Here is a 21,953-nt window from a genome sequence, read left to right as displayed (position 1 = left end):
AGAAGGTGCAATAAGGCCAATGATGAATGAAGAGGCAGGGTACGTGAGCGTGCAGTCCCAGACTGAAGAAAACAGCGAAGAGGGCGTCTACAATTTCGCCGCGATGGAAGCCAAGTGGCCGGCCATCTGGGACGATCTTAAAGTCTTTACGCCCCTTGACGACGGTTCCAAGGAGCGCCGCTACGTCCTGGACATGTTCCCGTACCCCTCGGGCGACCTTCACATGGGCCACGCCGAGGCCTTTGCCATGGGCGACGTCGTTTCTCGTTATTGGCGCCAGCTCGGCTACGACGTGCTGCACCCGATCGGCTGGGACTCCTTTGGCCTGCCCGCCGAGAATGCCGCCATCAAGCGCAACGCCCACCCCAGCGAGTGGACGTACGCCAACATTGACACCCAGGCGGAGTCCTTTAAGCGCTACGCCATCTCCGTGGACTGGTCACGCCGTCTGCAGACTTCCGACCCCGAGTACTACCGGTGGACGCAGTGGCTGTTCAAGCGTTTCCACGAGCGCGGCCTGGCGTACCGGAAGAACTCCCCGGTCAACTGGTGCCCCACGGATCAGACGGTCCTCGCCAACGAGCAGGTTGTCAACGGCGCCTGTGAACGGTGCGGCACCATCGTCACCAAAAAGTCCTTGAACCAGTGGTATTTCAAGATCACCGACTACGCCGACCGCCTGCTGGACGACATGGACGCACTCAAGGGCCACTGGCCGGACCGTGTGCTGGCCATGCAGAAGAACTGGATTGGCCGCTCCGAGGGCGCCCACGTCACGTTCGTGATTGAGGAAGCCGCGGGCGCTGAAAAGCCGCAGCAGGAACTCACTGTCTTCACCACCCGCCCGGACACCTTGTACGGTGCAACATTCTTCGTGGTTGCGGCGGATGCGCCCCTGGCCCTGGACCTGGTCACAGGTGAGCACGCAGAAGCCCTGAGCGAGTACCGTGAGCAGGTCAAGGCGCTGAGCGACATTGAACGCCAATCCACCGAACGTCCCAAGACGGGTGTGTTCACGGGCCGCTACGCCATCAACCCGCTCACGGGGGAGAAGCTGCCCGTCTGGGCTGCCGACTACGTGCTGGCCGACTACGGCACCGGAGCCATCATGGCCGTGCCTGCCCACGACCAGCGCGACCTCGATTTCGCCAAGGCCTTCGACCTGCCCGTCCGAGCAGTCCTGGACACCGGCATGGAGGACCCCGCCGAAACTGGCATTGCCTCCACCGGCGAGGGCACACTCATCAACTCCGGCGAGCTCAATGGGCTCTCGAAGGCTGAGGGCATCCCGGCAGCCATCGACGTTTTGGAGAAGCTCGGCACCGGCAAGAAGTTCATCAACTTCCGCCTGCGTGACTGGCTGCTGTCCCGCCAGCGCTTCTGGGGCACCCCCATCCCCATCATTCACTGTGCTGACTGTGGCGAAGTTCCCGTGCCCGATGACCAGCTGCCTGTGCGCCTGCCGGACAACCTGCGCGGCGAGGACCTCTCCCCGAAGGGCACCTCCCCCCTGGCGGCTGCTGCCGACTGGGTCAACGTGGACTGCCCCAGTTGTGGCAAGCCCGCCAAGCGCGACACCGACACCATGGACACGTTTGTTGACTCGTCCTGGTACTTCCTGCGCTTTGCCTCCCCGGACTACACCGAGGGCCCCTTCGACCCGGCCAAGATCAACGACTGGATGCCTGTTGGCCAGTACGTGGGCGGCGTCGAGCATGCCATCTTGCACCTGCTGTACGCACGCTTCTTCACCAAGGTCATCCACGACATGGGCATGCTGGAGGCCACCGAGCCCTTTAGCGCGTTGCTGAACCAGGGCCAGGTGCTCAACGGCGGCAAGGCCATGAGCAAGTCCCTGGGCAACGGTGTTGACCTGGGCCAGCAACTGGACAAGTTCGGCGTCGACGCCGTGCGCCTGACCATGGTCTTTGCCGGTCCTCCCGAGGACGACGTCGACTGGGCGGATGTTTCGCCGTCGGGCTCGGCCAAGTTCCTGGCCCGTGCCTGGCGTTTGGCCCGCGACGTTGCCAGCGAGCCCGGCACCGACCCGGCAGCGGGCGCCCCGGCGCTGCGTTCGTTGACCCACCGCACCGTCCACGAGGCCAAGACCCTGCTGGAAGGCCACAAGTTCAATGTTGTGGTTGCCAAGCTCATGGAATTGGTCAACGCCACCCGTAAGGTCATTGACTCAGGTGCTGGTGCAACAGACCCGGCCGTTCGTGAAGCGGCGGAGGCTGTTGCCATTGTGCTGAGCCTCTTTGCGCCGTACACGGCGGAGGACATGTGGAACACACTGGGCCACCCGGCCTCGGTTGCCAATGCCGGCTTCCCGGCAGTGGACGAGGCCCTGCTGGTGGAGCAGAGCGTCACGGCCGTGGTGCAGGTCCAGGGCAAGGTCAAGGACCGCTTGGAGGTGGCCCCGGACATCACCGAGGAGGCCCTGCGCGAGTTGGCCCTGGCCTCGGAGCTGGTGCAGAAGGCCCTTGACGGCCGTGGGATCCGCACAGTGATTGTCCGTGCGCCTAAACTGGTGAATATTGTTCCTGCCTAGGCAAGAGTGACACGACCGTTTATGCCGCACGCATGAGCAACAAGTGCCCGCCTCGCCCCTACGGGCGTCGGCGGGCACTTCGTTTTTGAGAAAGGCGAACCGGTGGTACCTGACACAAGCGCTGCGCGCACCTGGATTCGTCAGCAGGTCCAACGGCTGCGCCCCAAGCCAGGGCCGGGAGAGCCGGCGCCACAACTGCCCAAGCCCAGGATCGCCGTCGTGACCGATTCTGCCGCGGGCCTGCCTGCGGAGTGGGTGGGATGGTTCGCGGAGAGCCTGCAACTGACGGTGGTGCCCATGCCCGTGATCATTGGCGAGCACGTCTATTCCGACGACGACGCCGAACTGGAGACCCATATTTCCCTCGCCCTGGCCTCGGGAACCAGCGTGAAAACCTCCAGGCCCTCGCCTGGACAGTTCGACCGGGCGTACAGGAACGCCGCGGAGGCAGGGTTTGAGGCCGTCGTGTCGATTCACATCTCCACCAAACTCTCAGGAACCTTCGACGCCGCACACCTGGCGGCGCAGCGGGCAGCACTGCCTGTGCACGTGCTGGATTCGGGCACCGTGGGCATGGGGCAGGGTATTGGTGTGCAGGCCGCCGTGGCCGCAGCCTTGGCAGGAGCCGATGCAGAAGTTGTCATGGCCGCCGCCCGGGCGGCCATTGCAGCCACGGACGTCTACTTTTATGTCCCCAGTCTGGAACAATTGCGCCGGGGCGGGCGCATCAGCATGGCCTCCTCATGGCTGGGCACAGTCCTGGACATCAAGCCAATTCTGGGCATCAGGGACGGCTCGGTGGTTCCCCTGGAGAAGGTGCGTTCAGCGGCCAAGGCCGTTGCCCGGCTGCAGGAGCTGGCAGCAGCCAACATCGCCGCCCGCGGCGCCGCGAACACGCAAATCAGCGTGCACCACTTTGGCAACGAGGACCAGGCCCGCACCCTGGATGAGGCCCTGCACCTGGCCTGTCCGGGGCTGGGTTCATCCACCCTGACCAGACTGCCCGCGGTCCTGGCCGCCCATGCCGGCCTTGGCGTGCTGGTGGTGGTTGTTGCCGACTCCCTTGTTCCTCCACAGGCAGGGCAGGAGCCATAGTTCTCCACAGAGCCACCCTTCGGCGCCCCAGGGCGCCTCATGCGGGCCTACCGTAGCTTCATGAGTGGTATTGATGGTAATTCGACGTGGACTCCGCAGGAGTCTGGCAACGCGGCAGTGCGCGGCCAGGAGCCTGTTGCCCGGGGACCGCGCTGGATCATATCGCTGCGGGCCCTTGTTGTGGTGCTGGCCATGATGGGAGCTGCGTTGGGGGTGCTCTGGATCGAATCGGCCAGCGTGCAGAGCGCTTCGGCAGAACTCAGCGCACAGGATGTGGGGAAGGTAACGGTGCCGCCGGTAGCAGGCACGGCAGGGCCCTCTCCCTCTTCGGTGCCCTCTTTGGTTCCCTCTTCGGCGCAGAGTGGCGCCGGTGCAGCCGCCGGCGCAGCGAAACCGAGCGACGGCGCGGCTGGTGCGCCGTCCGGCGGCCTGCTGGTGCATGTGGCCGGAGCCGTCAAGAACCCGGGCGTGTACACGCTGCCACCGGGCAGCAGGGCTTTCCAGGCCGTGGAGGCGGCTGGGGGCGTCCTGCCCACGGCTGAACTGTCAGCACTCAATCTTGCCGCCCCGATCATTGACGGCCTGCAAATACTGGTTCCCGCGCAGGGGCAAGCGGCAGGCACAGCAGCTCCCGCCAGTGGTGCCGAGGCGCCGGGCCAAAAACCGGGGATGGGTGCACTGATCAATCTCAACACTGCCAGTGCCGCGGACTTTGATGCCTTGCCCGGTGTTGGCCCGGTTCTGGCTCAGCGGATAGTTGCCTGGCGAAGCGATCATGGGCCCTTTTCCTCCGTCGATGCCCTGGATGGAGTTTCGGGCATCGGGGCCAAATTGTTGGCCGGCATTCGAGACTTGGTGACTGTCTGATGAGGTCCCCTGATCCGCAGTGGGCCCGCTTTGCCAGGGCGGCCGTGGGCGAGCCTGCGCCCGTGGAGGACGCCACCCGCCGTCGACGCCTGCGCCGCGGGCTCATCGCAGTGGGCCGCCGTCTTGGGCAAGCACGCCAAGACCAGGCAATCGCCCCTGCGCGCAGACGGGCGGATATCAGGTTGCTGCCGGCCGTGGCAGCCACCTGGTTGGCGGCGGCCATGGCCATCACCGTGGAGGGGCCGTGGCTCTTGGGTGCCGCGGCGGTTCTGGGTGCCAGCCTGCTTGCCGCCGTTGCCCTGTTGTGGCTTCGCCGAACTGATCGGGGTGCTGCAAGACGGGGAAGCGGTACGGCGGGACCGCAACGGGGGCCGTGGGGAAGAGTTCGAGGATGGGTGGCGGCAGGCGCGGCTACGGTGCTTGTCGCAGCCGTCTGCGTTACTGCCGTGTTGATGGCGGTGGGATTGCGGAACGTCACCTCCGCTTCATCTGCGCTGGAGCAAGCCATCAGCCGGGGCGAGGATCTGGCACTGACCATGGAAGTGGCCAGTGTGCCCCGGCGCTTGGAATCCGGCCACGGCCCTGCCCAGCTCATCTTCGATGCTGTTGTGCTCAGGGCTACCGCCAACGGCCGCATCATGACGGGGCGGGTCACCCTTCGGGTAGTCGCTGCGCCCAACTGGGGAACCGTTCAACAGGGGGACAGGGTCTCCACAGCTGGCAAGGTTGCCTCAACGGCTGCCAACGATCACTCTGCGGGTTTTCTGCATCCGGCCACGGCGCCTCTGGACGTGACGCCCGTGGGGATGGGGACCCAGGCAGCTGTTGTGGACATGCGCACGGCGTGGGTCGAGTCTGTGACACATGTCTGGATGCCACTAAACCCCGATGCGGCGGCACTCCTTCCCGGGATGGTCATGGGGGACCGCAGCGGAATGGATGCAACACTCAACGAGGCCATGAAGGTAGTTGGGCTGACACACCTCACAGCCGTCAGTGGGGCCAACTGCACTCTGGTGTTGGCGTCGTTGATGTTGCTGGTGCGTTCACTGCGGGTACCGCGTCCGGTGGCCTTTCTTGCCTCGGGAGCCGGGCTGGTGGGATTTGTTGTTCTCGTGGGGCCCGATCCCAGTGTGCTTCGGGCTGCAGTTATGGGTGCCATCGGGGCGGTGGCCCTGTTGGGTGGCAGACCCAAACGGGTGGGGGTCCTGCTTTGCGTGACTGTCGTGGTGTTGCTGCTTGCGGACCCGTGGCTGGCAGCGGACTATTCCTTCATCTTGTCAGTGCTGGCTACGTTGGGAATCCATCTGGTGGGGAGGCGCTGTGTTGACTGGCTGGCCGTCTGGTGGCCCGTGTGGCTGGCCCAGGCAGTGGCCATACCGCTGGCGGCACAATTGCTCTGCGCCCCGGTCATCGTCCTGCTGGCGCCACGGCTGACCCCCTACACAATTCCGGCCAACATGCTGGCAGCGCCTGTTGTGGCACTGGTAACCACAGTGGGAACTTTTGGCCTGGCCGTCGCCGCCCTGGTGCCGCTCATCGCCTCAGTCTGCGCTTTTGTCAGCGGATTGGGTGCCTGGTGGGTGGCCGCCGTCGCCCGGTGGATGTCGGAACTGCCAGCGGCAAGTTTGCCGTGGCCGGCGGGGCTGGAAGGTGTTGTCCTGATGGCAGTGTTGAACGCCGTGACGCTCGCTGCCTTGTTCGCGCTGGTGGAGCCCGAACGCGCCAAGGCAGTCACTGGGCGGCTATTGCGGTTGCTCCCGGAAAGGTGGCGTGCCCGCTTCGGCTTTGGCAGTGTGATCGTTCTTGCCGCCGTGGCCACCGCGTGGTGGTGCGCGGCCGTTTTGAGGCTGTGAGTTCGTGAGGCTGCGAACTCTTGAGGTGGTGGGCGCCGGCCCCGGTCGGGTTGGGAATCACCAGCAGGGATGGCACAGTAGATGCTGTGAATAATGCGTGGACAGGAAAGCAACCATGAGCCCGGCACCGAGGGCAGCCCAACGCCCGGCTGCGGGCGCCGATTGGCGTGATGTCCCCCTGGCCCCGGTGGTGTTGCTTTTTGGTCCGGAGGACTTTATTGCCAGCCGCGCGGTGGATGACATTCGGGCCAAACTCAGGGCGCAGAACCCCGAGCTGGAACTGACCTCGCTGGACGCTTCCCATTACACGGCCGGAGCGCTGGGCATGGTGGCCAGCCCGTCACTTTTCAGTGAGCCGAAGCTTATTCAAGTCTCGGCCCTGGCCAGCATGGCCGACGATTTTTTGGTCGATGCCCTGGCTTACATCAAGGACCCGGCCCCCGATGTGACACTGGTGCTCACTCACGGCGGCGGCACGCGGGGCAAGAAGTTGCTGGATGCACTCAAGGCCCTCGGGGCCCCGCGGGTGGAGTGCCAGCCCCTGAAGAAGGACGCCGAGAAATCTTCCTTTGTCAGTGCAGAGTTTTCCAGGGCAAAGCGCCGCATCGATGCCCAGGCCGTCCACGCACTCGTGGCAGCCGTGGGGGCAAGCCTGTCCGAGCTGGCCGCGGCCTGTTCCCAGCTGATCGCTGACACCACAGGAATGGTCAGCAGTGACGACGTCGACAAGTACTACGGCGGCCGGGTGGAGGCCACAGCGTTCCGCGTCGCTGATGCCGCGTTGGCCGGCAACGCCCCGGTCGCGTTGTCCACGCTGCGTCACGCCCTTTCCACAGGAGTTGATCCGGTGCCGCTGGTGGCTGCGCTGGCCATGAAAGTCCGCCAGGTGGCCAAGGTGTTTTCCCTGCGCGGCAGCTCGGCCCAACTGGCCCGTGACTTGGGCATGTCACCGTGGCAGGTGGACGCCGCACGCCGCGATGCCGGGCACTGGAGCGGGGAGGCTCTGGTAGTGGCCATCAAGGTGCTGGCGGAGGCCGATGCCCAGGTCAAGGGTGCAGCAAAGGACCCCGTCTATGCGGTGGAACGGGCAGTCATCGTCATTGCCACCTCCGCACGGCGCTAACCCGGCCCTCAGGTTCACCAAGGCAGATTCCCTGAAAGCATGGCTTAAACACGTTGGGCCCCCACCAGATGGTGGGGGCCCAACGTTTGAGTTGCGAAGCAGATCAGCTTCTCTTAGAGGGCGTTAACCTTCTTGGAGATGGCTGACTTGCGGTTGGCAGCGTTGTTGGCGTGGATAACGCCCTTGCTGACAGCCTTGTCCAGCTTGCGGCCTGCATTCACCAGTGCAACCACAGCTGCATCCTTGTCGGCCTTGGCCACTGCCGTGTTTACTGCACGGATAGCGGTCTTCAGCTCGGACCGAACCGAGAGGTTGCGCTGACGCGCCTTCTCGTTGGTGAGGATGCGCTTCTTCTGAGACTTGATATTAGCCACGTTGTATAACTCTCTTTTGATACGTAAATTCGGTCGTAGAGGGCGTAGCTTGACCGTTGACAGCGGCGTGGGGATGCTCGAATTATGGTGAACGTCAGGTCAAGCTGCTGTACCCGCCGACCTGCACGGGCACACACTAATAAAAATTCTATCAGATCGGTGACTTGCCAGCGTGTGAGATTACTTCCAGCCGTGTCGCCGGCGCAGCCCCGTGGCCACTGCGGCAAAGCGTTTGGCATCGAGCACTGCACCCTCGCGGCGCAGATCAGCCTCGGCCACCTGCAACACCCGATCAAGCTTGACTTCGCTGGGTCGGCCCTGACGGTCCCACGCCCCGGTGCCAATGTCCACGTAGTCGTTGTCTCCCCGCCGGTCATTGCCGTGATCCTTGCTGGTGAGCATGAGTGCCAAGAGCCGTTTCCCGGAGCGGCCCACCACCAGGACGGGCCTGTCCTTGCCCTGGCTGAAGTCCTCCTCATAGGGCACCCAGGTCCACACAATCTCACCCGGGTCTGCCGCGCCGTCGGGATGGGGGGCATAGCTCACGGTTGACGTTCCGTTGAAGTCGCCCGGGTAGGGAGCGCTCAGGCCCTTAGCGAGAGTGTTCTGCGAAGGCCGCTGGGCCGGGCGCGAACCAGCCCCGGGGCTGGGCTTGCCGCTGGTCTTGCTGCCGGGGCGGGTGCGCGGCGGTGTGGTCTTGTCGGGGTTGAAAAGTGCGCGGGCAAATGAACGCAGAAGGCCAATGATGCGGTCCGTTGTTGAAGGCATGGCTTCTACAGTAGCGAATGGGCCCGTCAGTTCTCATCTAGGGCCCTAAACGTGGGAGACTTGAAGGCAATGAGTGTCCGCCTGTTCAGTGCGCGGGCACACCCCCTGCATGGTGGCGGTATATGCACTGCCATCCCTGCGTTCACGCAACAGTAAGGAACACCAGTGTCACCCATGGCCCGCACTGCTCCGGTGCCCGCCGCGACCGATCCGGCGATCATCAGGAACTTCTGCATCATCGCTCACATTGACCACGGGAAATCAACCCTGGCGGACCGGATGCTCCAGCTCACTGGAGTTGTCAAGCAGCGTGACATGAAAGCCCAGTACCTTGACCGGATGGACATTGAGCGTGAGCGCGGCATCACCATCAAGTCCCAGGCAGTGCGCATCCCTTGGGAAGTAGATGGCACCGCCTACTGCTTGAACATGATCGACACCCCGGGCCACGTTGACTTCACCTACGAGGTCTCCCGGTCGTTGGCCGCCTGTGAAGGCGCCATCCTGCTCGTTGATGCCGCCCAGGGCATTGAGGCCCAGACGCTGGCCAACCTGTACCTGGCCATGGAGAACAACCTCACCATCATTCCGGTGCTGAACAAGATTGACCTTCCGGCAGCCCAGCCGGAGAAGTACGCGCTGGAACTGGCCAACCTGATTGGCGGCAAGCCCGAGGACGTCCTGATGGTCTCCGGCAAGACCGGTGTTGGCGTTGAAGCGCTGCTGGATTTGATCGTCCGTGAGCTGCCGGCACCCGTTGGCGATCCCAACGCCCCGGCCCGCGCCATGATCTTTGACTCCGTGTATGACACTTACCGCGGCGTTGTCACCTACGTGCGCGTCATTGACGGCAGCCTGAGCCCGCGCGAAAAAATCCAGATGATGTCCACCCGCGCCACCCACGAGCTGCTGGAAATTGGTGTCAGTGCCCCGGAGCCCACCCCCTCCAAGGGTCTGGGCGTTGGTGAGGTTGGTTACTTGATCACGGGCGTGAAGGATGTGCGCCTGTCCAAGGTGGGCGACACCGTGACCACGTTCAGCAAGCCCGCATCAGAAGCCCTGGCCGGCTACCACGACGCCAAGCCCATGGTGTTCTCCGGCCTGTACCCCATGGACGGTACGGACTACCCGGTGTTGCGTGACGCGCTGGAAAAGCTCATGCTCAATGACGCTGCCCTCATTTACGAACCGGAGACCTCCGCAGCCCTAGGGTTTGGATTCCGTGTGGGCTTCCTTGGCCTGCTGCACCTGGAAATCACCCGTGAGCGTCTGGAACGCGAACACAACCTTGACTTGATCTCCACAGCCCCCAACGTGGAGTACGAGGTCACCCTTGAGGACAAGAAGGTTGTCCACGTAACGAACCCCAGCGAATATCCGTCAGGGAAAATCGCCGAGGTGCGCGAGCCCATGGTGGCCGCCACCATCTTGGCTCCCACCGAGTTTGTGGGCGCCATCATGGAATTGTGCCAGACCCGCCGCGGCATTTTGGGCGGCATGGACTACCTGTCCGAGGACCGGGTGGAGATCCGCTACCGCCTGCCCTTGGCCGAGATCGTCTTTGACTTCTTTGACATCTTGAAGTCCAAGACCCGCGGCTACGGCTCCCTTGACTGGAAGGCCGACGGCGATCAGGTCGCCGACCTGGTCAAGGTCGACATCCTGCTCCAGGGCGAGCAAGTGGATGCCTTCAGTGCCATCACCCACCGTGACAAGGCGTACTCCTACGGTGTCATGATGACCGGCAAGCTCCGCGAGCTCATCCCGCGCCAGCAGTTCGAGGTGCCCATCCAGGCTGCCATTGGTGCCCGCATCATTGCCCGTGAAAGCATCCGCGCCATCCGCAAGGACGTCCTGGCCAAGTGCTACGGCGGTGACATTTCCCGTAAGCGCAAGCTGTTGGAAAAGCAGAAGGAAGGCAAGAAGCGCATGAAGATGGTGGGCCGCGTTGAGGTTCCCCAGGAAGCCTTCATCGCCGCGCTGACAACTGCCGAAGCGCCTAAGGACAAGTCAAAGAAGTGACACCCAGCGCTTTGCCCCTTGGCGATCCGGCTCCGGCCGACGGCATCCTGCCCGCGCAGGCTGCCGTCGGCGCGGCGGACCGCAAATTCAGCCTCTACGCGCACATCCCGTTTTGCGCCGTGCGCTGCGGCTACTGCGACTTCAACACCTATACGGCCACGGAGCTTGGCGGGGGCGCCTCACAGGACGCATACGCCGAAACGGCCGTGCGCGAAGTGGAATTTGCCGCCCGGGCCATGGTTGCGTCGGGCCTGCCTGCGCGCAAGCTCAGCACCGTATTCTTTGGCGGTGGCACGCCCACCCTCCTGCCCGCGGGCGATCTGACCCGCATTCTGGGTGCCGCCGTCGCGCAGTGGGGGCTGGAGGACGGGGCTGAGGTCACCACGGAGGCCAACCCGGACTCGGTCACCAAGGAATCGTTGCAAGAACTGTACGACGGCGGTTTTACCCGTGTGTCCTTCGGCATGCAGTCAGCGGTGCCGCACGTTTTGAAGGTCCTTGACAGGACCCACAATCCCGACCGTGTGCCGCAGGCTGTGGCCTGGGCCCGCGAGGTTGGCCTGAACGTGAGCGTCGACTTGATCTACGGCACGCCGGGGGAGTCAGTCGCCGACTGGGAAACGTCTGTGCGGACAGCCCTGAGCTACGAGCCCGACCACATTTCTGCGTATTCGCTCATCGTTGAAGAGGGCACCAAGCTGGCCGCCCAAATTCGCCGCGGCCAGGTGCCCAACATCGACGACGACGACCATGCCCTCAAGTACGAGCTTGCCGACGCTTTGTTCACCGAGGCCGGATTGTCCTGGTACGAAGTGAGCAACTGGTCCCGGACCCCCGAGGATGCCTGCCAACACAACCTGGCGTACTGGCGGGGGGACGATTGGTGGGGGATCGGCCCCGGTGCCCACTCCCACGTTGGAGGTGTGCGCTGGTGGAATGTCAAACACCCCACGGCCTATGCCAACCGTCTGGACAAGGGTGAATCGCCTGCTGCCGGACGGGAAACCCTCGATGCGGACACCAGGGCCATGGAACGCATCATGCTGACCTCGCGCCTGTCCGAGGGTATGGCCATCAACACGCTCAGCCCTGAAGCACGCAAGGCTGTTGCCGGGCTCATTGCCCAGGAATTGGTGGAGCCGCTCAAGGCCTTTGCCGGGACCCTGGTGCTCACCCTCAAGGGCCGCCTCCTGGGCGACGCCGTGACCAGGGCCCTCCTGGACTAGCCTCAAGACCAACTGACCCGCAGAAAACGCCGAAAATCTACGCTTTTAGCGTGATTTTCGGCGTTTTCTGCGGGTCAGTTTTGGGTTACTAGAGCAGGCGCAGATTCAGGGAGTAGCGGTATGGCTGACCCTTGTTGACACTCACGGCGCCAATGACGGAGAAGGCAGTCAGGAACGCCCACACGAGAAGGGCGAGCAGGAAAAACACCGTGCCAAGCTGCGGGTTGAAGAACGTGAAAATGAATCCCAACAGATTCAGGAGTATCGCCAGGGCCGTGGGCGGCAAAGTGAAGTTCAAGGCTTCCAGGGATTCCTGGGCGGTGAACGGGCCGCGGGGCGCCACATACCTGTGGATCAGCAATGCCGGAATGCAGCCCAGAATACCGCCGCAATGGGCCATGAACGCCCACTGCTTGTCCTCTGAGGGGGTCAGCGGCGGCTTGGTCGAACCATTCTGCTGGTTTACCGGATGACTCACAATGACTGGCCTTTCAACAAGCGAAACTGCTGGCCAACATATCGCTGGCCACTCTCTAGGATACGGGTGCCGTGAGGAAGTCAATCACTTCTTCCACCCGGCCCAGCAACGAAGGCTCCAGATCGGCGTAAGAATTCACCCGTGACAGCAGCCGCTGCCACCCCAAACCAATGTCCTCAGCTGTGCTGTGGGGCCAGCCAAAAGCTTTGAGGATGCCCAGCTTCCATTCCATTGATCTCGGGATAACTGGCCAGGCGGGAATGCCCAAGGTGGCTGGTTTGATGGCCTGCCACACATCCACGTACGGGTGGCCCACCACCAAAACGTTGTTGTGTGTGCCGGGTGACTTCATGAGATTGGCCACAATGCGCGATTCCTTGGACCCCGGCACCAAGTGGTCCACCAAAATGCCCAAACGGCGGTTGGGGCCGGGGGAGAAATCCGCCACGGCTGCCGCCAAGTCATCGATGCCGCGCAGGGGCTCCACCACAATCCCTTCAACGCGCAAATCGTCCCCCCAGACTTTCTCAACGAGTTCGGCGTCGTGCTTGCCCTCCACCCAGATACGACTGGCCTTGGCCACTTTGGCGCGGCTGTTGGCAACTTTCACCGAACCGGAGGCGGTGCGCAGGGTTTGCTGGGTGGCCACAACGCGCGGGGCGATGAGCTCAACGGCCGCGCCTTCATAGAGGAAACCAAATCCCAAGGGGAAGGCCCGGATTTTCTCGCGCCTGTCGGCAAGCTCCACAATGTGCATGCCGCCGGACTTTTCCAATCTGACCACCGCGCCCACCCAACCGGTTTGCTGGTCCTCCACCACAAGCCCGGAAACGGCTTCCACCTTCGGCAGGGTACGGGCGGGAGGTGGGCTCAAATCTTGGGGGCCCCACTGGTTGAATTCCACGCTAAAACCTGACTCTTCATTCTTGGGGCAACGCTCATGGCGAACGCTGCAACTGTGAAAATCCATGCTAACCGCTTCAAGGGCACAATATCCGGTTCACCATGGCCACAGAGGCACGGGAGGGGCGGCAGAAAAAGTATTAGACTTAGCACTTGGTTGGGTAGAGTGCTAACGTCCTTGTGCTGCCACAGCCGGCAGCACACCCAGTGCAAGCAAGGCGTTTGTGTGACATTGAGAAGGAGGTGACAGGTATGAGTGAACCACGGAAGTTGGAGGTCCTGCGGGCCATTGTTGAAGACTACGTACACACACGCGAACCTGTTGGCTCCAAAGCGTTGGTTGAGCGGCATCATTTGGGCGTCTCCAGCGCCACCATCCGCAATGACATGGCAGCGCTGGAAGAAGAAGGCCTGATCGCCGCCCCGCACACCAGCTCCGGGCGCATTCCCACCGACAAGGGCTACAGGCTTTTTGTTGACCAGCTGTCCGCGGTCAAACCGCTTTCTGCCGCCGAACGCCGCGCCATTGCCGTGCTGTTGGAGGGCTCCACTGATCTTGACGATGTCCTGGAACGGACAGTGCGGACCTTGGCCCAGCTGACCAACCAGGTGGCTGTGGTGCAGTACCCACGCTCGGCCGGAGCCACGGTGCGCCACATTGAATTTGTTTCGTTGGCTGCACGCCAGGTGCTTGTCGTTCTCATTTTGGCGTCCGGCAAGGTTGAGCAAAACGTGATCGACGTCGGAGCCAACGTTGATGACGCCATGCTGGCTGGGCTGCGGCAAGTGTTTTTGGGTGGCCTGCACGGGGTGACCGTGGCAAGCCTGCCCGAGGCGGTTGTCAGGATCCCGCCCACAGTCCAGCCTTCCGAGCATGGACCTGCGGTGCGCCTGGCCCAGGGTTTGGTGCTGTTGGCCGGGAATGCCCGGGAAGACAAGATTGTTATGGCTGGGACGGCCAATTTGGCCAGGTCCAACAATGACTTCCCACTCAGCATTGGCCCTGTCCTTGATGCCTTGGAGGAACAGGTTGTGTTGTTGCGCCTTTTGGAGGCGATGGCACAAGATTCCTTGGGCATGTCAGTGGTCATTGGCCGTGAGAACCCGCACGATTCGTTGGCCGAGGCGTCAGTTGTGGCGACCAGTTACGGGCCGGGCGAAACAGCCAAGCTCGGAATTGTGGGCCCAACCCGGATGGATTACCCCAACACCATGTCCAGCGTGCGTGCCGTGGCACAGTACCTGTCTAGAATTTTGGCCGGCTAAGCGGCCACCGATTCCACTAAAGAGAGCAACACTTTGAGCAATCACTACGATTCATTGGGCGTCGCCCGCGACGCGACCGCCGAGGAGATCAAGAAGGCTTACCGCAAGCTGGCGCGTAAGCTCCACCCCGACGTCAATGACGCCCCGGATGCCCAGGACCGATTCAAGGCTGTGACACACGCCTACGAGGTCCTCTCCGACCCGCAAAAGCGGCGGGTCTATGACACCACGGGCAATGAGAACGGCAATGACAACGGTGGCGGTGGCGGCAACTTTGACGGCCAGGGTTTCGCCTTCCAGGACATCTTCGAGACGTTCTTTGGCGGCAGTGGAGGCGGTGGTGGGCGTGGTCCGGCGTCGCGCATGCGACGCGGCCAGGATGCCCTCATCACTGTCCGCATTGACTTGAAAGAGGCAGTGTTCGGCGTCAACAAGAAACTCGAAATTGACACGGCCATCACTTGTGGCACCTGTGAGGGCAGCTGCTGCCGTCCGGGCACTTCACCCACCACGTGCGATGTTTGCCACGGCAGCGGCCAGATCCAGCGCCCCGTGCGCTCCATCCTGGGCAATGTCATGACGCTGGCCACCTGCAACTCCTGCCAGGGCTTTGGCACCATGATCATTGACCCATGCAACGAGTGCATGGGTGAGGGCCGCGTGCGTGACCGCCGCAGCTTCACCATCAAGGTCCCGGCAGGCGTCAGCACAGGCACCCGCATTCAGTTGGCTCACCAGGGCGAGGCCGGTCCGGCTGGTGGACCGGCGGGTGACCTCTACGTGGAGATGAAGGTCAACAACGACCCCAACTTCCTGCGCGAAGGCGATGACCTGCACGCCACCCTCAGCGTGCCCATGACGGCTGCTGCGTTGGGCACTGAGCTGACCTTTGAAACCTTCGACGGCGAACAGCCCATCAGCATCAAGCCGGGAGCCCAGGCCGGGGAGATCATCAACTTGCGCAGCCTGGGTGTGACCCATCTGCGCGGCTTTGGCCGCGGCGATCTCAAGGTGCACATCCATGTGGAAACACCCACCAAGGTGGACGCCGCCCAGGAGGAGCTCCTGAAGCAGCTGGCCGCCTTGCGCGGTGAAACATTCACCGAAGGCAAGCTGGTCTCCAGCGGCGGCATGTTCGCCAAACTCCGCGACAAGCTCGGCAACCTCTAACGCCCATGAGCAACCCTGTCTTCTATGCCACGCCCGCCGAACTTGCCGGTCTCGGCCCGGGTGCCACGTTTTCCTTGGATGGTGCCGAGGGCAAACATGCCGTCACCGTCAAGCGGCTCACTGTCGGTGAGCCCGTTGACGTGTGCGACGGCGCAGGGTTGCGTCTTGTCTGTTCAGTCACCGGAGCCGAGAAGGGTGTGCTGAACGTTGAGGTTGCTGCCGTTATGGCCGAACCCGCGCACAACGTTCAGTTCACGCTGATTCAGGCGCTGGCCAAGGGGGACAGGGATGAACTGGCCATCGAAACCGCCACCGAGCTGGGAATCGATGCCGTAGTTCCGTGGCAAGCTGAGCGATCCATTGTGCGATGGAAAATGGACAAGGCAGTCAAGGGCCCGGAGAAGTGGCGCCAGGTGGTTGCTGCCGCGGCCAAACAAGCCCGTCGGGCCACCATTCCACAGGTCGGTGCGCTGGTCGGTACCGCCGGCATCTGCGAACTGATCAAGGCGGCCGACCTCGCCCTGATCCTGCATGAAGACGCCACCGAATCACTGGCTGTGGTGGCTCGTGCCTGGACGGCTGCACAGGCGCCCACAGAATCGCCCGCACCCTTGCAGCTTCTGATGATCGTGGGACCGGAAGGCGGCATGAGCGACGCAGAGGTGCACGCGTTCCGTCAAGCAGGGGCGCAGACCGCCCTGTTGGGTCATCACGTGTTGAGATCCTCCACGGCCGGACCGGCCGCAGTGGTACTGCTCAGCCAAGAACTGGGCCGCTGGTAGGCCACAACCGCTCCCACAGCTCGCAAGCTCGCCGCGGGGCCCTCGCGGTTGCGGATCCACCCACGCCCTCCCTAAGTGCAGCCGCTGGCGCGTCTGCACTTAAGGAACCCTCGGGCGCGTGGGCCCAACAACCGCTCCCACAGCTCGCTGCTCTTTAGGGTTGGCTGATGGTGACGATCTTGGTGTCCAAACCGAGCTGCCGCCCCGGCACCAGCGGGTCCACAATGTAGACGGACAGCTGGTAGCTGCCTGGCGGGGGAACAAGGTTGAAGTTGAATTCCCCCAGTTCGTTGGGGCCCTGAGGTATGGACACGGTACCGGTCATATAAGTGTCGGAGACTTCGCCGCCCTTCACATGGGACAACGACCAGGCAAGGGTTCCCGTAGGCGAGACGCCCTGGCCTTTGACCTTCAGCGGAAGGGTGCGGTAGGTGGAACCGTTGGCGGGGTCAATGATCCAGACGGGCGCAACAAATGCCGGATTGCGGGTCAGAGGTTTGTCCAGCGGCACGTGGCCAAAAGCGTTGAAACCAGTATGTCCGTCAACAAGGACGGTGACCTGCACAGCGCTGGAGGCATCAATGAGTCCGGCCATGGCAGCAGCCGCCGTGGCGGTGTACACCAGCTGGGACACGGAGCGGTCGGCGATTCCCTGATCCATTTTTTGCCCAAAGGCATCGGCCGAGACGTCAAGGGTAATCACGTTCTTGGCGGAAACGGACGCCCCAAGCCGGCTCGGTGTGTTCCACAGCGAAAAATAGTCCGGGTCGCTGGGTTTGGCGCTCATCATGGTGTGCAACGCGGCGACAATGGGGTCGTCGGTTGCAGCCGTGGGGAAGAACTCCCGGAACAAAAACACGTCGTCGTTGCTGCGCCCCAGCCAATAGACAGGAAGTGTTTGCGCGGCTGTGGCCGTCTCCAAGGGAGCACTTGTCACCAGTGTTGAGGCGGTTGAGCCAGTGCTTGTGGGCATCGTGACGTCGTCCTGCTCACTGATCTTCTCCGTGCAACCCGTCAGTGCCAGTGTCAAGGAAAGGCCAATGATGGCCAGGCCGTCCACCGCGGGGAAACGTCTGCTGGCGCGGCGTTCCCGACGGGCCCCGGAACCGGGCGCGCCGTGGCGTCCTGGCAGGGCGGTGGAGGGTGAGGCCATGGGGAACTGTCTCGCTGGTCTGTTGGTATGTGGAGGGCGGTACGTTCTCACGACCGTCCCTGAACGGGGCTGAGTCAAGGTTCCCCACAGTTCCTTGGACCTGTTCAAGCTTGGCACAACAGGGAACCCCGATGTCCGGTTTATGGCCCTGCGGAGCGAACTGAAACCGTATCGAAATACTTTTCCCGACATATGGCACAAAAATGTGATCAAGCATCACTGAGGTTATGGGCCGCGTTGTTGGGGCTGTGCATTAGAATCAGTAACAGGTATAAGCGGCACGAAATTCGGTGGTGACCACCGGCAAACTCGAGGAGCGATTTCAGGCTAGGAAGGCCGAAATTATGGCAGAGACAACAGCGCACCGCCACGATTCTTATCCTGATGAGGGTCCGGGGCGGCACTTTCCGCATTCCGTTGACGGAACACGCACCGAAGTGGTGCATTTTCACTCCACTGAGCAAATGGTGGCGGCGTTGGGTGCCGAGGATGAGGGCCTGCGCGTTGTTGAATCCCTTTACCCCCAAGTGAGTTTTCTTGCCCGTGGAAACGTTCTTTCCATTACAGGGCCTGCGGCCATGGTGCCGCGGATCATGCACCTCATGGAGGAAGCCCGGGGCATGGTGGCGCACAACAGCCCCATGAGTGCCAGTGTGTGGGAGCAGTTGGTGACCATGCTCAAGACCCGCCCGGATTCTTCCGTGGTGGATATTCTCAGCTATGACATCCTCTCCAGCCGGGGGCGGACCATTCGCCCCAAGACTGCCAATCAAAAGCTCTATGTTGATGCCATTGACAGGAACACGGTGGTCTTCGGGATTGGGCCGGCCGGAACAGGCAAAACCTACTTGGCCATGGCCAAGGCTGTCCAAGCCCTGCAGCGCAAGGATGTCAGCCGCATCATACTCACGCGCCCGGCCGTGGAGGCGGGGGAGCGTCTAGGCTTCCTGCCAGGAACCTTGAACGACAAGATTGATCCGTATCTGCGCCCTCTCTATGACGCCCTGCACGAGATGATGGATCCAGAGACCATTCAACGCCTCATGGCTGCCGGCACCATTGAAGTGGCACCGCTGGCCTACATGCGCGGACGCACGCTTAACGACGCCTTCATCATTTTGGATGAGGCCCAAAACACCACACCCCAACAAATGAAGATGTTCCTGACACGGCTGGGATTTGGTTCCCGAATCGTTGTCACAGGAGACATCACGCAGGTGGACCTCCCGGCCGGAAGCAAGTCGGGGCTGCGTGTCGTGAAAGAAATTTTGGAGGGCGTGGATGACATTCACTTTGCCCTCCTGGATGCCGAGGACGTAGTCCGGCACCGCCTGGTGGGCGCCATAGTCAGCGCCTACAACTCCTGGGATGAAACCCAACCCAGCCCCCCAAAAGCCAAGGAAAGCACCTCCAGATGAGCATCGAAATCAACAATGAATCAGGTGTGGACGTGCGCCAGGAAGAGCTGATCAAGCTCGTCAAGCACATCCTCACTGCCATGTTTATCCACCCCCAAACGGAGGTGTCCATTATCTTGGCCGACGTGGACACTATGGAAAAACTTCACATTGAGTGGATGGATGAACCCGGGCCCACAGATGTTCTCTCCTTCCCCATGGATGAACTTCGCCCCGGCAGTGCCGCTGCACCTACCCCCGCCGGACTTCTGGGCGACATTGTTTTGTGCCCCGTGGTTGCCCAGGAGCAGGCCGTTACTGCTGGCCATTCCATGGAAGAAGAATTGCTGTTGCTGACAACGCACGGCATGCTGCACCTGATGGGTTACGACCACCGTGAACCGGAGGAAAAGGAAGAGATGTTTGGGATTCAGCGTGAGCTGCTCTCCAGCTTCCTGGGCAAGGAAGCCCCCCGGGAGACAATGAAGTGATGCTTGTTGTTTTGCCGGTCATGGGCTTGGTTTTCATGGCCATCGCGGCTTTGCTGTCCGCGATTGAATCAGCGCTGAACTTCTTTCCCCGCCACGACGCCGAAACCGTGGCCGCCCATGGGCGTGGCACGTCCCTGTTGAAAATCCTTGCCGATCCCATGGCACACCTGAACGCCCTGCGTTTTTGGCGGGTCTGGTGCGAGATGGCGGCCGCCATTGCCGTAGCGCTTTTCCTGGTCCGACTGCTGGGCAACGAATGGTTGGCCGGGCTGGTGGCCACGGGGGTCATGGCAGTGCTTGGCTTCGTGATGGTGGGTGTTTCACCGCGCCGATTGGGCCGGCTCTACGCCACCTCGCTGGTGGGCCGCACCGCCTGGCTGGTACATTTCCTGACTCGCATTTTGGGACCGGTGCCGCATTGGCTCATCCGGGTGGGTGCCCTGTTCTCCAAGGACGCACCCACCAGGGATGAATCCTTTGTCAGCGAGGAGGAATTCCGTGAGTTCGTTGACCGCGCCAGTGAGTCTGAGATGATCGAGGATAGTGAAGCTGACCTGATCCACAGCGTTTTTGACTTGGGCGAGACAATGGTCCGTGCCGTCATGGTGCCACGCACTGACATCCTGAGCATTGAACAGGACGCCACCCTGGAAGAGGCGTTGGAAGCATTCCTGGCCTCGGGGTTCTCCCGCATCCCGGTTATTGGTGAGAGCAGTGACCACATTCTGGGCATCTTGTACCTGAAGGACTTGGTGGCCAGCCTCTACCGGCACTCTGTCGCTGACGCCCGCCCCCGGGTGGACCAATTGGCCCGCAGCGTGCGCTATGTGCCCGAATCCAAGCCGGTGGATGACCTGCTCAAGGAACTCCAACAGGAATCCACCCACGTGGCCATTGTGGTTGATGAGTACGGTGGAACAGCCGGACTTGTCACCTTGGAGGATTTGATCGAGGAAATTGTTGGCGAGATCGCCGATGAATATGACTTGGTCTCCCCAGAGGTGCAAAAGCTTGGCGAAAACAAGTACCGGATCAGTGCCCGCATGGCTGTTGATGAACTGGGCGAACTGTTCGGCAAGGACATCGACGACGACGAGGTGGACACCGTGGGCGGGTTCCTGGCCAAGCATCTTGGCAAGATCCCTTCCCTGGGCAGCAGCGTTGACGTTAACGGCATCCTGTTGGTGGCCGATCGCATGGAAGCATCACGCAACCGCGTCAGCCATGTCATTGCCAGCGTCGTGGAACCGGCCCACAATGGCAGTATTAGCAGTCAGTATGTAACAAAATTCAAGCACGACGGCGGCACAGCGGCGGCTGCCAACCCCACCCAGCAAGACCACAGGAGTGATCATGAGTAAGTCCAAAGGCAAGTTAGCCTTAATTGAAGCCAAGGGTGAGGGGTTCCGGGCAGGTTTTGCTGTTCTTGCGGGACGCCCCAACGCTGGCAAGTCCACGTTGACCAACGCATTGGTGGGACAAAAGGTTGCCATCACCTCCGCCAAGCCACAGACCACCCGCCACACGATTCGCGGAATTGTGCACCGGGACACGTTCCAGCTGGTTTTGGTGGACACTCCAGGGCTGCACAGGCCGCGCACCCTGTTGGGAAAGCGCCTCAATGACCTGGTGGCGGACACTCTCTCAGAGGTTGATGTTATTGGGTTCTGCCTGCCTGCCAATGAAAAGATTGGCCCCGGCGACCGTTTCATTGCCACCCAGTTGGGTCAAGTGGGCGGCAACAAGCCGGTCATCGCGATCGTGACCAAAACTGACACGGTGGACCGCCAAGCGGTGACGGACCAGCTCATTGCTGTTGAGAAGCTGGGCCGTGAGGTCATCGGCGAAAGGGGCTTCGCCGCCGTCGTGCCCGTCTCTGCCGTTGAAGACTTCCAGGTCAACACGCTGGCCACCGTCTTTGCCGAATACTTGCCGCTGTCCCCGGCCTTGTACCCGGATGGCGAACTCACGGACGAGCCTGAGGCTGTCATGGTGGCGGAGCTGATTCGTGAAGCCGCCTTGGAGGGTGTGCGCGATGAACTGCCGCACTCCCTGGCAGTTGTGGTCGAGGAGATCATCCCCCGTGAGGGACGCAGCGAAGATAACCCCATGTTGGATGTGCGCGTTAACCTCTATGTGGAGCGACCCTCGCAGAAGGCCATCATTATTGGCAAGGGTGGCGCCAGGTTGCGTGAAGTGGGCACCAATGCGCGCAAGGGCATTGAAGCTTTGCTGGGAACCAAAATCTATTTGGACCTGCATGTCAAGGTTGCCAAGGACTGGCAGCGAGACCCGAAACAGCTTGTTAAACTTGGTTTTTAATTAGCTCTTTGTGAAGTGGCGGTCGTCGTTCGGCCGCCACTTCTGCCCTGATCAGTGTGTGGCGTAGGGGTTGCTCCCAGAATTCGCGGCTAAACTCGTCAGAGTTAAT

19 protein-coding genes are annotated in these 21,953 nt (G+C 62.1%); 14 read left to right on the top strand and 5 right to left on the bottom strand.

Annotation, left to right across the window (positions count from 1 at the left end; genetic code table 11):
* Positions 1-43 precede the first annotated feature (43 nt).
* From leuS to holA, 5 genes are all read left to right on the top strand, one after another.
* On the top strand, positions 44-2,551 hold the full coding sequence (gene leuS / locus CVS28_RS10895; protein WP_370739505.1) for a leucine--tRNA ligase: 2,508 nt from the start codon (positions 44-46) through the stop codon (positions 2,549-2,551).
* Between the two features lie 219 nt (positions 2,552-2,770).
* Entirely contained in the window at positions 2,771-3,646 is an 876-nt protein-coding gene (locus CVS28_RS10890; protein ID WP_243399832.1) for a DegV family protein, read from the top strand.
* Positions 3,647-3,706: 60 nt separating this feature from the next.
* Positions 3,707-4,513: a ComEA family DNA-binding protein gene (locus CVS28_RS10885; protein ID WP_165788132.1), complete on the top strand. Its 807-nt coding sequence runs from the start codon at positions 3,707-3,709 to the stop codon at positions 4,511-4,513.
* Complete coding sequence (locus CVS28_RS10880; RefSeq protein ID WP_103481506.1) at positions 4,513-6,369, top strand: ComEC/Rec2 family competence protein; 1,857 nt, start codon at positions 4,513-4,515, stop codon at positions 6,367-6,369. The genes CVS28_RS10885 and CVS28_RS10880 overlap by 1 nt, the downstream gene beginning before the upstream one ends.
* Positions 6,370-6,484: 115 nt before the next feature.
* A complete protein-coding gene (gene holA, locus CVS28_RS10875) occupies positions 6,485-7,492 on the top strand; it encodes a DNA polymerase III subunit delta (protein ID WP_103481505.1) in 1,008 nt (335 codons plus the stop codon).
* Between the two features lie 113 nt (positions 7,493-7,605).
* On the opposite strand, the gene rpsT is transcribed toward holA, so the two are convergent.
* Positions 7,606-7,866: a 30S ribosomal protein S20 gene (rpsT, locus tag CVS28_RS10870; protein ID WP_103465789.1), complete on the bottom strand. Its 261-nt coding sequence runs from the start codon at positions 7,864-7,866 to the stop codon at positions 7,606-7,608.
* A 180-nt stretch (positions 7,867-8,046) separates the two neighbouring features.
* Positions 8,047-8,634, bottom strand: a complete 588-nt coding sequence (locus CVS28_RS10865; protein WP_103481504.1) for a type II toxin-antitoxin system PemK/MazF family toxin — start codon at positions 8,632-8,634, stop codon at positions 8,047-8,049.
* A 165-nt stretch (positions 8,635-8,799) separates the two neighbouring features.
* On the opposite strand from CVS28_RS10865, the gene lepA reads away from it, so the two are divergent.
* The gene (lepA, locus tag CVS28_RS10860) at positions 8,800-10,656 is read left to right on the top strand and encodes a translation elongation factor 4 (protein ID WP_207767500.1); all 1,857 of its coding nucleotides are present in this window, start codon (positions 8,800-8,802) and stop codon (positions 10,654-10,656) included.
* On the top strand, positions 10,653-11,882 hold the full coding sequence (gene hemW / locus CVS28_RS10855) for a radical SAM family heme chaperone HemW (protein ID WP_103465786.1): 1,230 nt from the start codon (positions 10,653-10,655) through the stop codon (positions 11,880-11,882). Before lepA ends, hemW begins: the two co-directional genes overlap by 4 nt.
* 88 nt (positions 11,883-11,970) lie before the next feature.
* Here the strand turns inward: hemW and CVS28_RS10850 are convergent, their stop codons facing one another.
* Positions 11,971-12,360, bottom strand: a complete 390-nt coding sequence (locus tag CVS28_RS10850) for a DUF4870 domain-containing protein (RefSeq protein WP_243399831.1) — start codon at positions 12,358-12,360, stop codon at positions 11,971-11,973.
* Between the two features lie 55 nt (positions 12,361-12,415).
* Positions 12,416-13,264 carry a DUF3097 domain-containing protein gene (locus tag CVS28_RS10845; RefSeq protein WP_103465785.1) on the bottom strand — a complete coding sequence of 283 codons (849 nt, stop codon included), beginning with the start codon at positions 13,262-13,264 and terminating at the stop codon, positions 12,416-12,418.
* Positions 13,265-13,515: 251 nt separating this feature from the next.
* Here CVS28_RS10845 and hrcA point away from each other — a divergent pair, with 251 nt between their 5' ends.
* The 3 genes from hrcA to CVS28_RS10830 are packed head-to-tail and all read left to right on the top strand — an operon-like array spanning position 13,516 to position 16,481.
* Positions 13,516-14,529, top strand: coding sequence for a heat-inducible transcriptional repressor HrcA (gene hrcA, locus CVS28_RS10840; protein ID WP_103465784.1), 1,014 nt, complete (start codon positions 13,516-13,518; stop codon positions 14,527-14,529).
* A 33-nt stretch (positions 14,530-14,562) separates the two neighbouring features.
* Entirely contained in the window at positions 14,563-15,699 is a 1,137-nt protein-coding gene (gene dnaJ, locus CVS28_RS10835) for a molecular chaperone DnaJ (RefSeq protein ID WP_103465783.1), read from the top strand.
* Positions 15,700-15,704: 5 nt separating this feature from the next.
* Positions 15,705-16,481: a 16S rRNA (uracil(1498)-N(3))-methyltransferase gene (locus CVS28_RS10830; protein ID WP_103465782.1), complete on the top strand. Its 777-nt coding sequence runs from the start codon at positions 15,705-15,707 to the stop codon at positions 16,479-16,481.
* Between the two features lie 154 nt (positions 16,482-16,635).
* Here CVS28_RS10830 and CVS28_RS10825 read toward each other — a convergent pair whose 3' ends face one another.
* On the bottom strand, positions 16,636-17,634 hold the full coding sequence (locus tag CVS28_RS10825) for a GerMN domain-containing protein (protein ID WP_165788131.1): 999 nt from the start codon (positions 17,632-17,634) through the stop codon (positions 16,636-16,638).
* Positions 17,635-17,978: 344 nt separating this feature from the next.
* Between CVS28_RS10825 and CVS28_RS10820 the strand changes: the two genes are divergently transcribed.
* From CVS28_RS10820 to era, 4 genes are read left to right on the top strand one after another with little or no spacing between them, the layout of a single operon-like run.
* Entirely contained in the window at positions 17,979-19,052 is a 1,074-nt protein-coding gene (locus tag CVS28_RS10820; protein WP_103465780.1) for a PhoH family protein, read from the top strand.
* The gene (ybeY, locus tag CVS28_RS10815; protein ID WP_103465779.1) at positions 19,049-19,522 is read left to right on the top strand and encodes an rRNA maturation RNase YbeY; all 474 of its coding nucleotides are present in this window, start codon (positions 19,049-19,051) and stop codon (positions 19,520-19,522) included. The genes CVS28_RS10820 and ybeY overlap by 4 nt, the downstream gene beginning before the upstream one ends.
* On the top strand, positions 19,519-20,883 hold the full coding sequence (locus CVS28_RS10810; RefSeq protein ID WP_103465778.1) for a hemolysin family protein: 1,365 nt from the start codon (positions 19,519-19,521) through the stop codon (positions 20,881-20,883). Before ybeY ends, CVS28_RS10810 begins: the two co-directional genes overlap by 4 nt.
* Positions 20,876-21,844, top strand: a complete 969-nt coding sequence (gene era / locus CVS28_RS10805; protein WP_103465777.1) for a GTPase Era — start codon at positions 20,876-20,878, stop codon at positions 21,842-21,844. The genes CVS28_RS10810 and era overlap by 8 nt, the downstream gene beginning before the upstream one ends.
* Positions 21,845-21,953 lie beyond the last annotated feature (109 nt).

It is taken from the genome of Arthrobacter glacialis (assembly GCF_002909415.1).
Classification (GTDB): Bacteria; Actinomycetota; Actinomycetes; order Actinomycetales; family Micrococcaceae; genus Specibacter; species Specibacter glacialis.
Note: the sequence above shows the minus strand (reverse complement) of the source record. Positions and strands in the feature narration are given on the sequence as shown.

Excerpts from the sequence above, each read along its gene's own strand:
- CVS28_RS10885 (WP_165788132.1), top strand. The coding sequence starts at position 3,707 with ATGAGTGGTATTGATGGTAATTCGACGTGGACTCCGCAGGAGTCTGGC.
- CVS28_RS10880 (WP_103481506.1), top strand. The coding sequence starts at position 4,513 with ATGAGGTCCCCTGATCCGCAGTGGGCCCGCTTTGCCAGGGCGGCCGTG.
- holA (WP_103481505.1), top strand. The coding sequence starts at position 6,485 with ATGAGCCCGGCACCGAGGGCAGCCCAACGCCCGGCTGCGGGCGCCGAT.
- CVS28_RS10865 (WP_103481504.1), bottom strand. The coding sequence starts at position 8,634 with ATGCCTTCAACAACGGACCGCATCATTGGCCTTCTGCGTTCATTTGCC.
- hrcA (WP_103465784.1), top strand. The coding sequence starts at position 13,516 with ATGAGTGAACCACGGAAGTTGGAGGTCCTGCGGGCCATTGTTGAAGAC.
- CVS28_RS10830 (WP_103465782.1), top strand. The coding sequence starts at position 15,705 with ATGAGCAACCCTGTCTTCTATGCCACGCCCGCCGAACTTGCCGGTCTC.
- CVS28_RS10825 (WP_165788131.1), bottom strand. The coding sequence starts at position 17,634 with ATGGCCTCACCCTCCACCGCCCTGCCAGGACGCCACGGCGCGCCCGGT.
- CVS28_RS10820 (WP_103465780.1), top strand. The coding sequence starts at position 17,979 with ATGGCAGAGACAACAGCGCACCGCCACGATTCTTATCCTGATGAGGGT.
- ybeY (WP_103465779.1), top strand. The coding sequence starts at position 19,049 with ATGAGCATCGAAATCAACAATGAATCAGGTGTGGACGTGCGCCAGGAA.
- era (WP_103465777.1), top strand. The coding sequence starts at position 20,876 with ATGAGTAAGTCCAAAGGCAAGTTAGCCTTAATTGAAGCCAAGGGTGAG.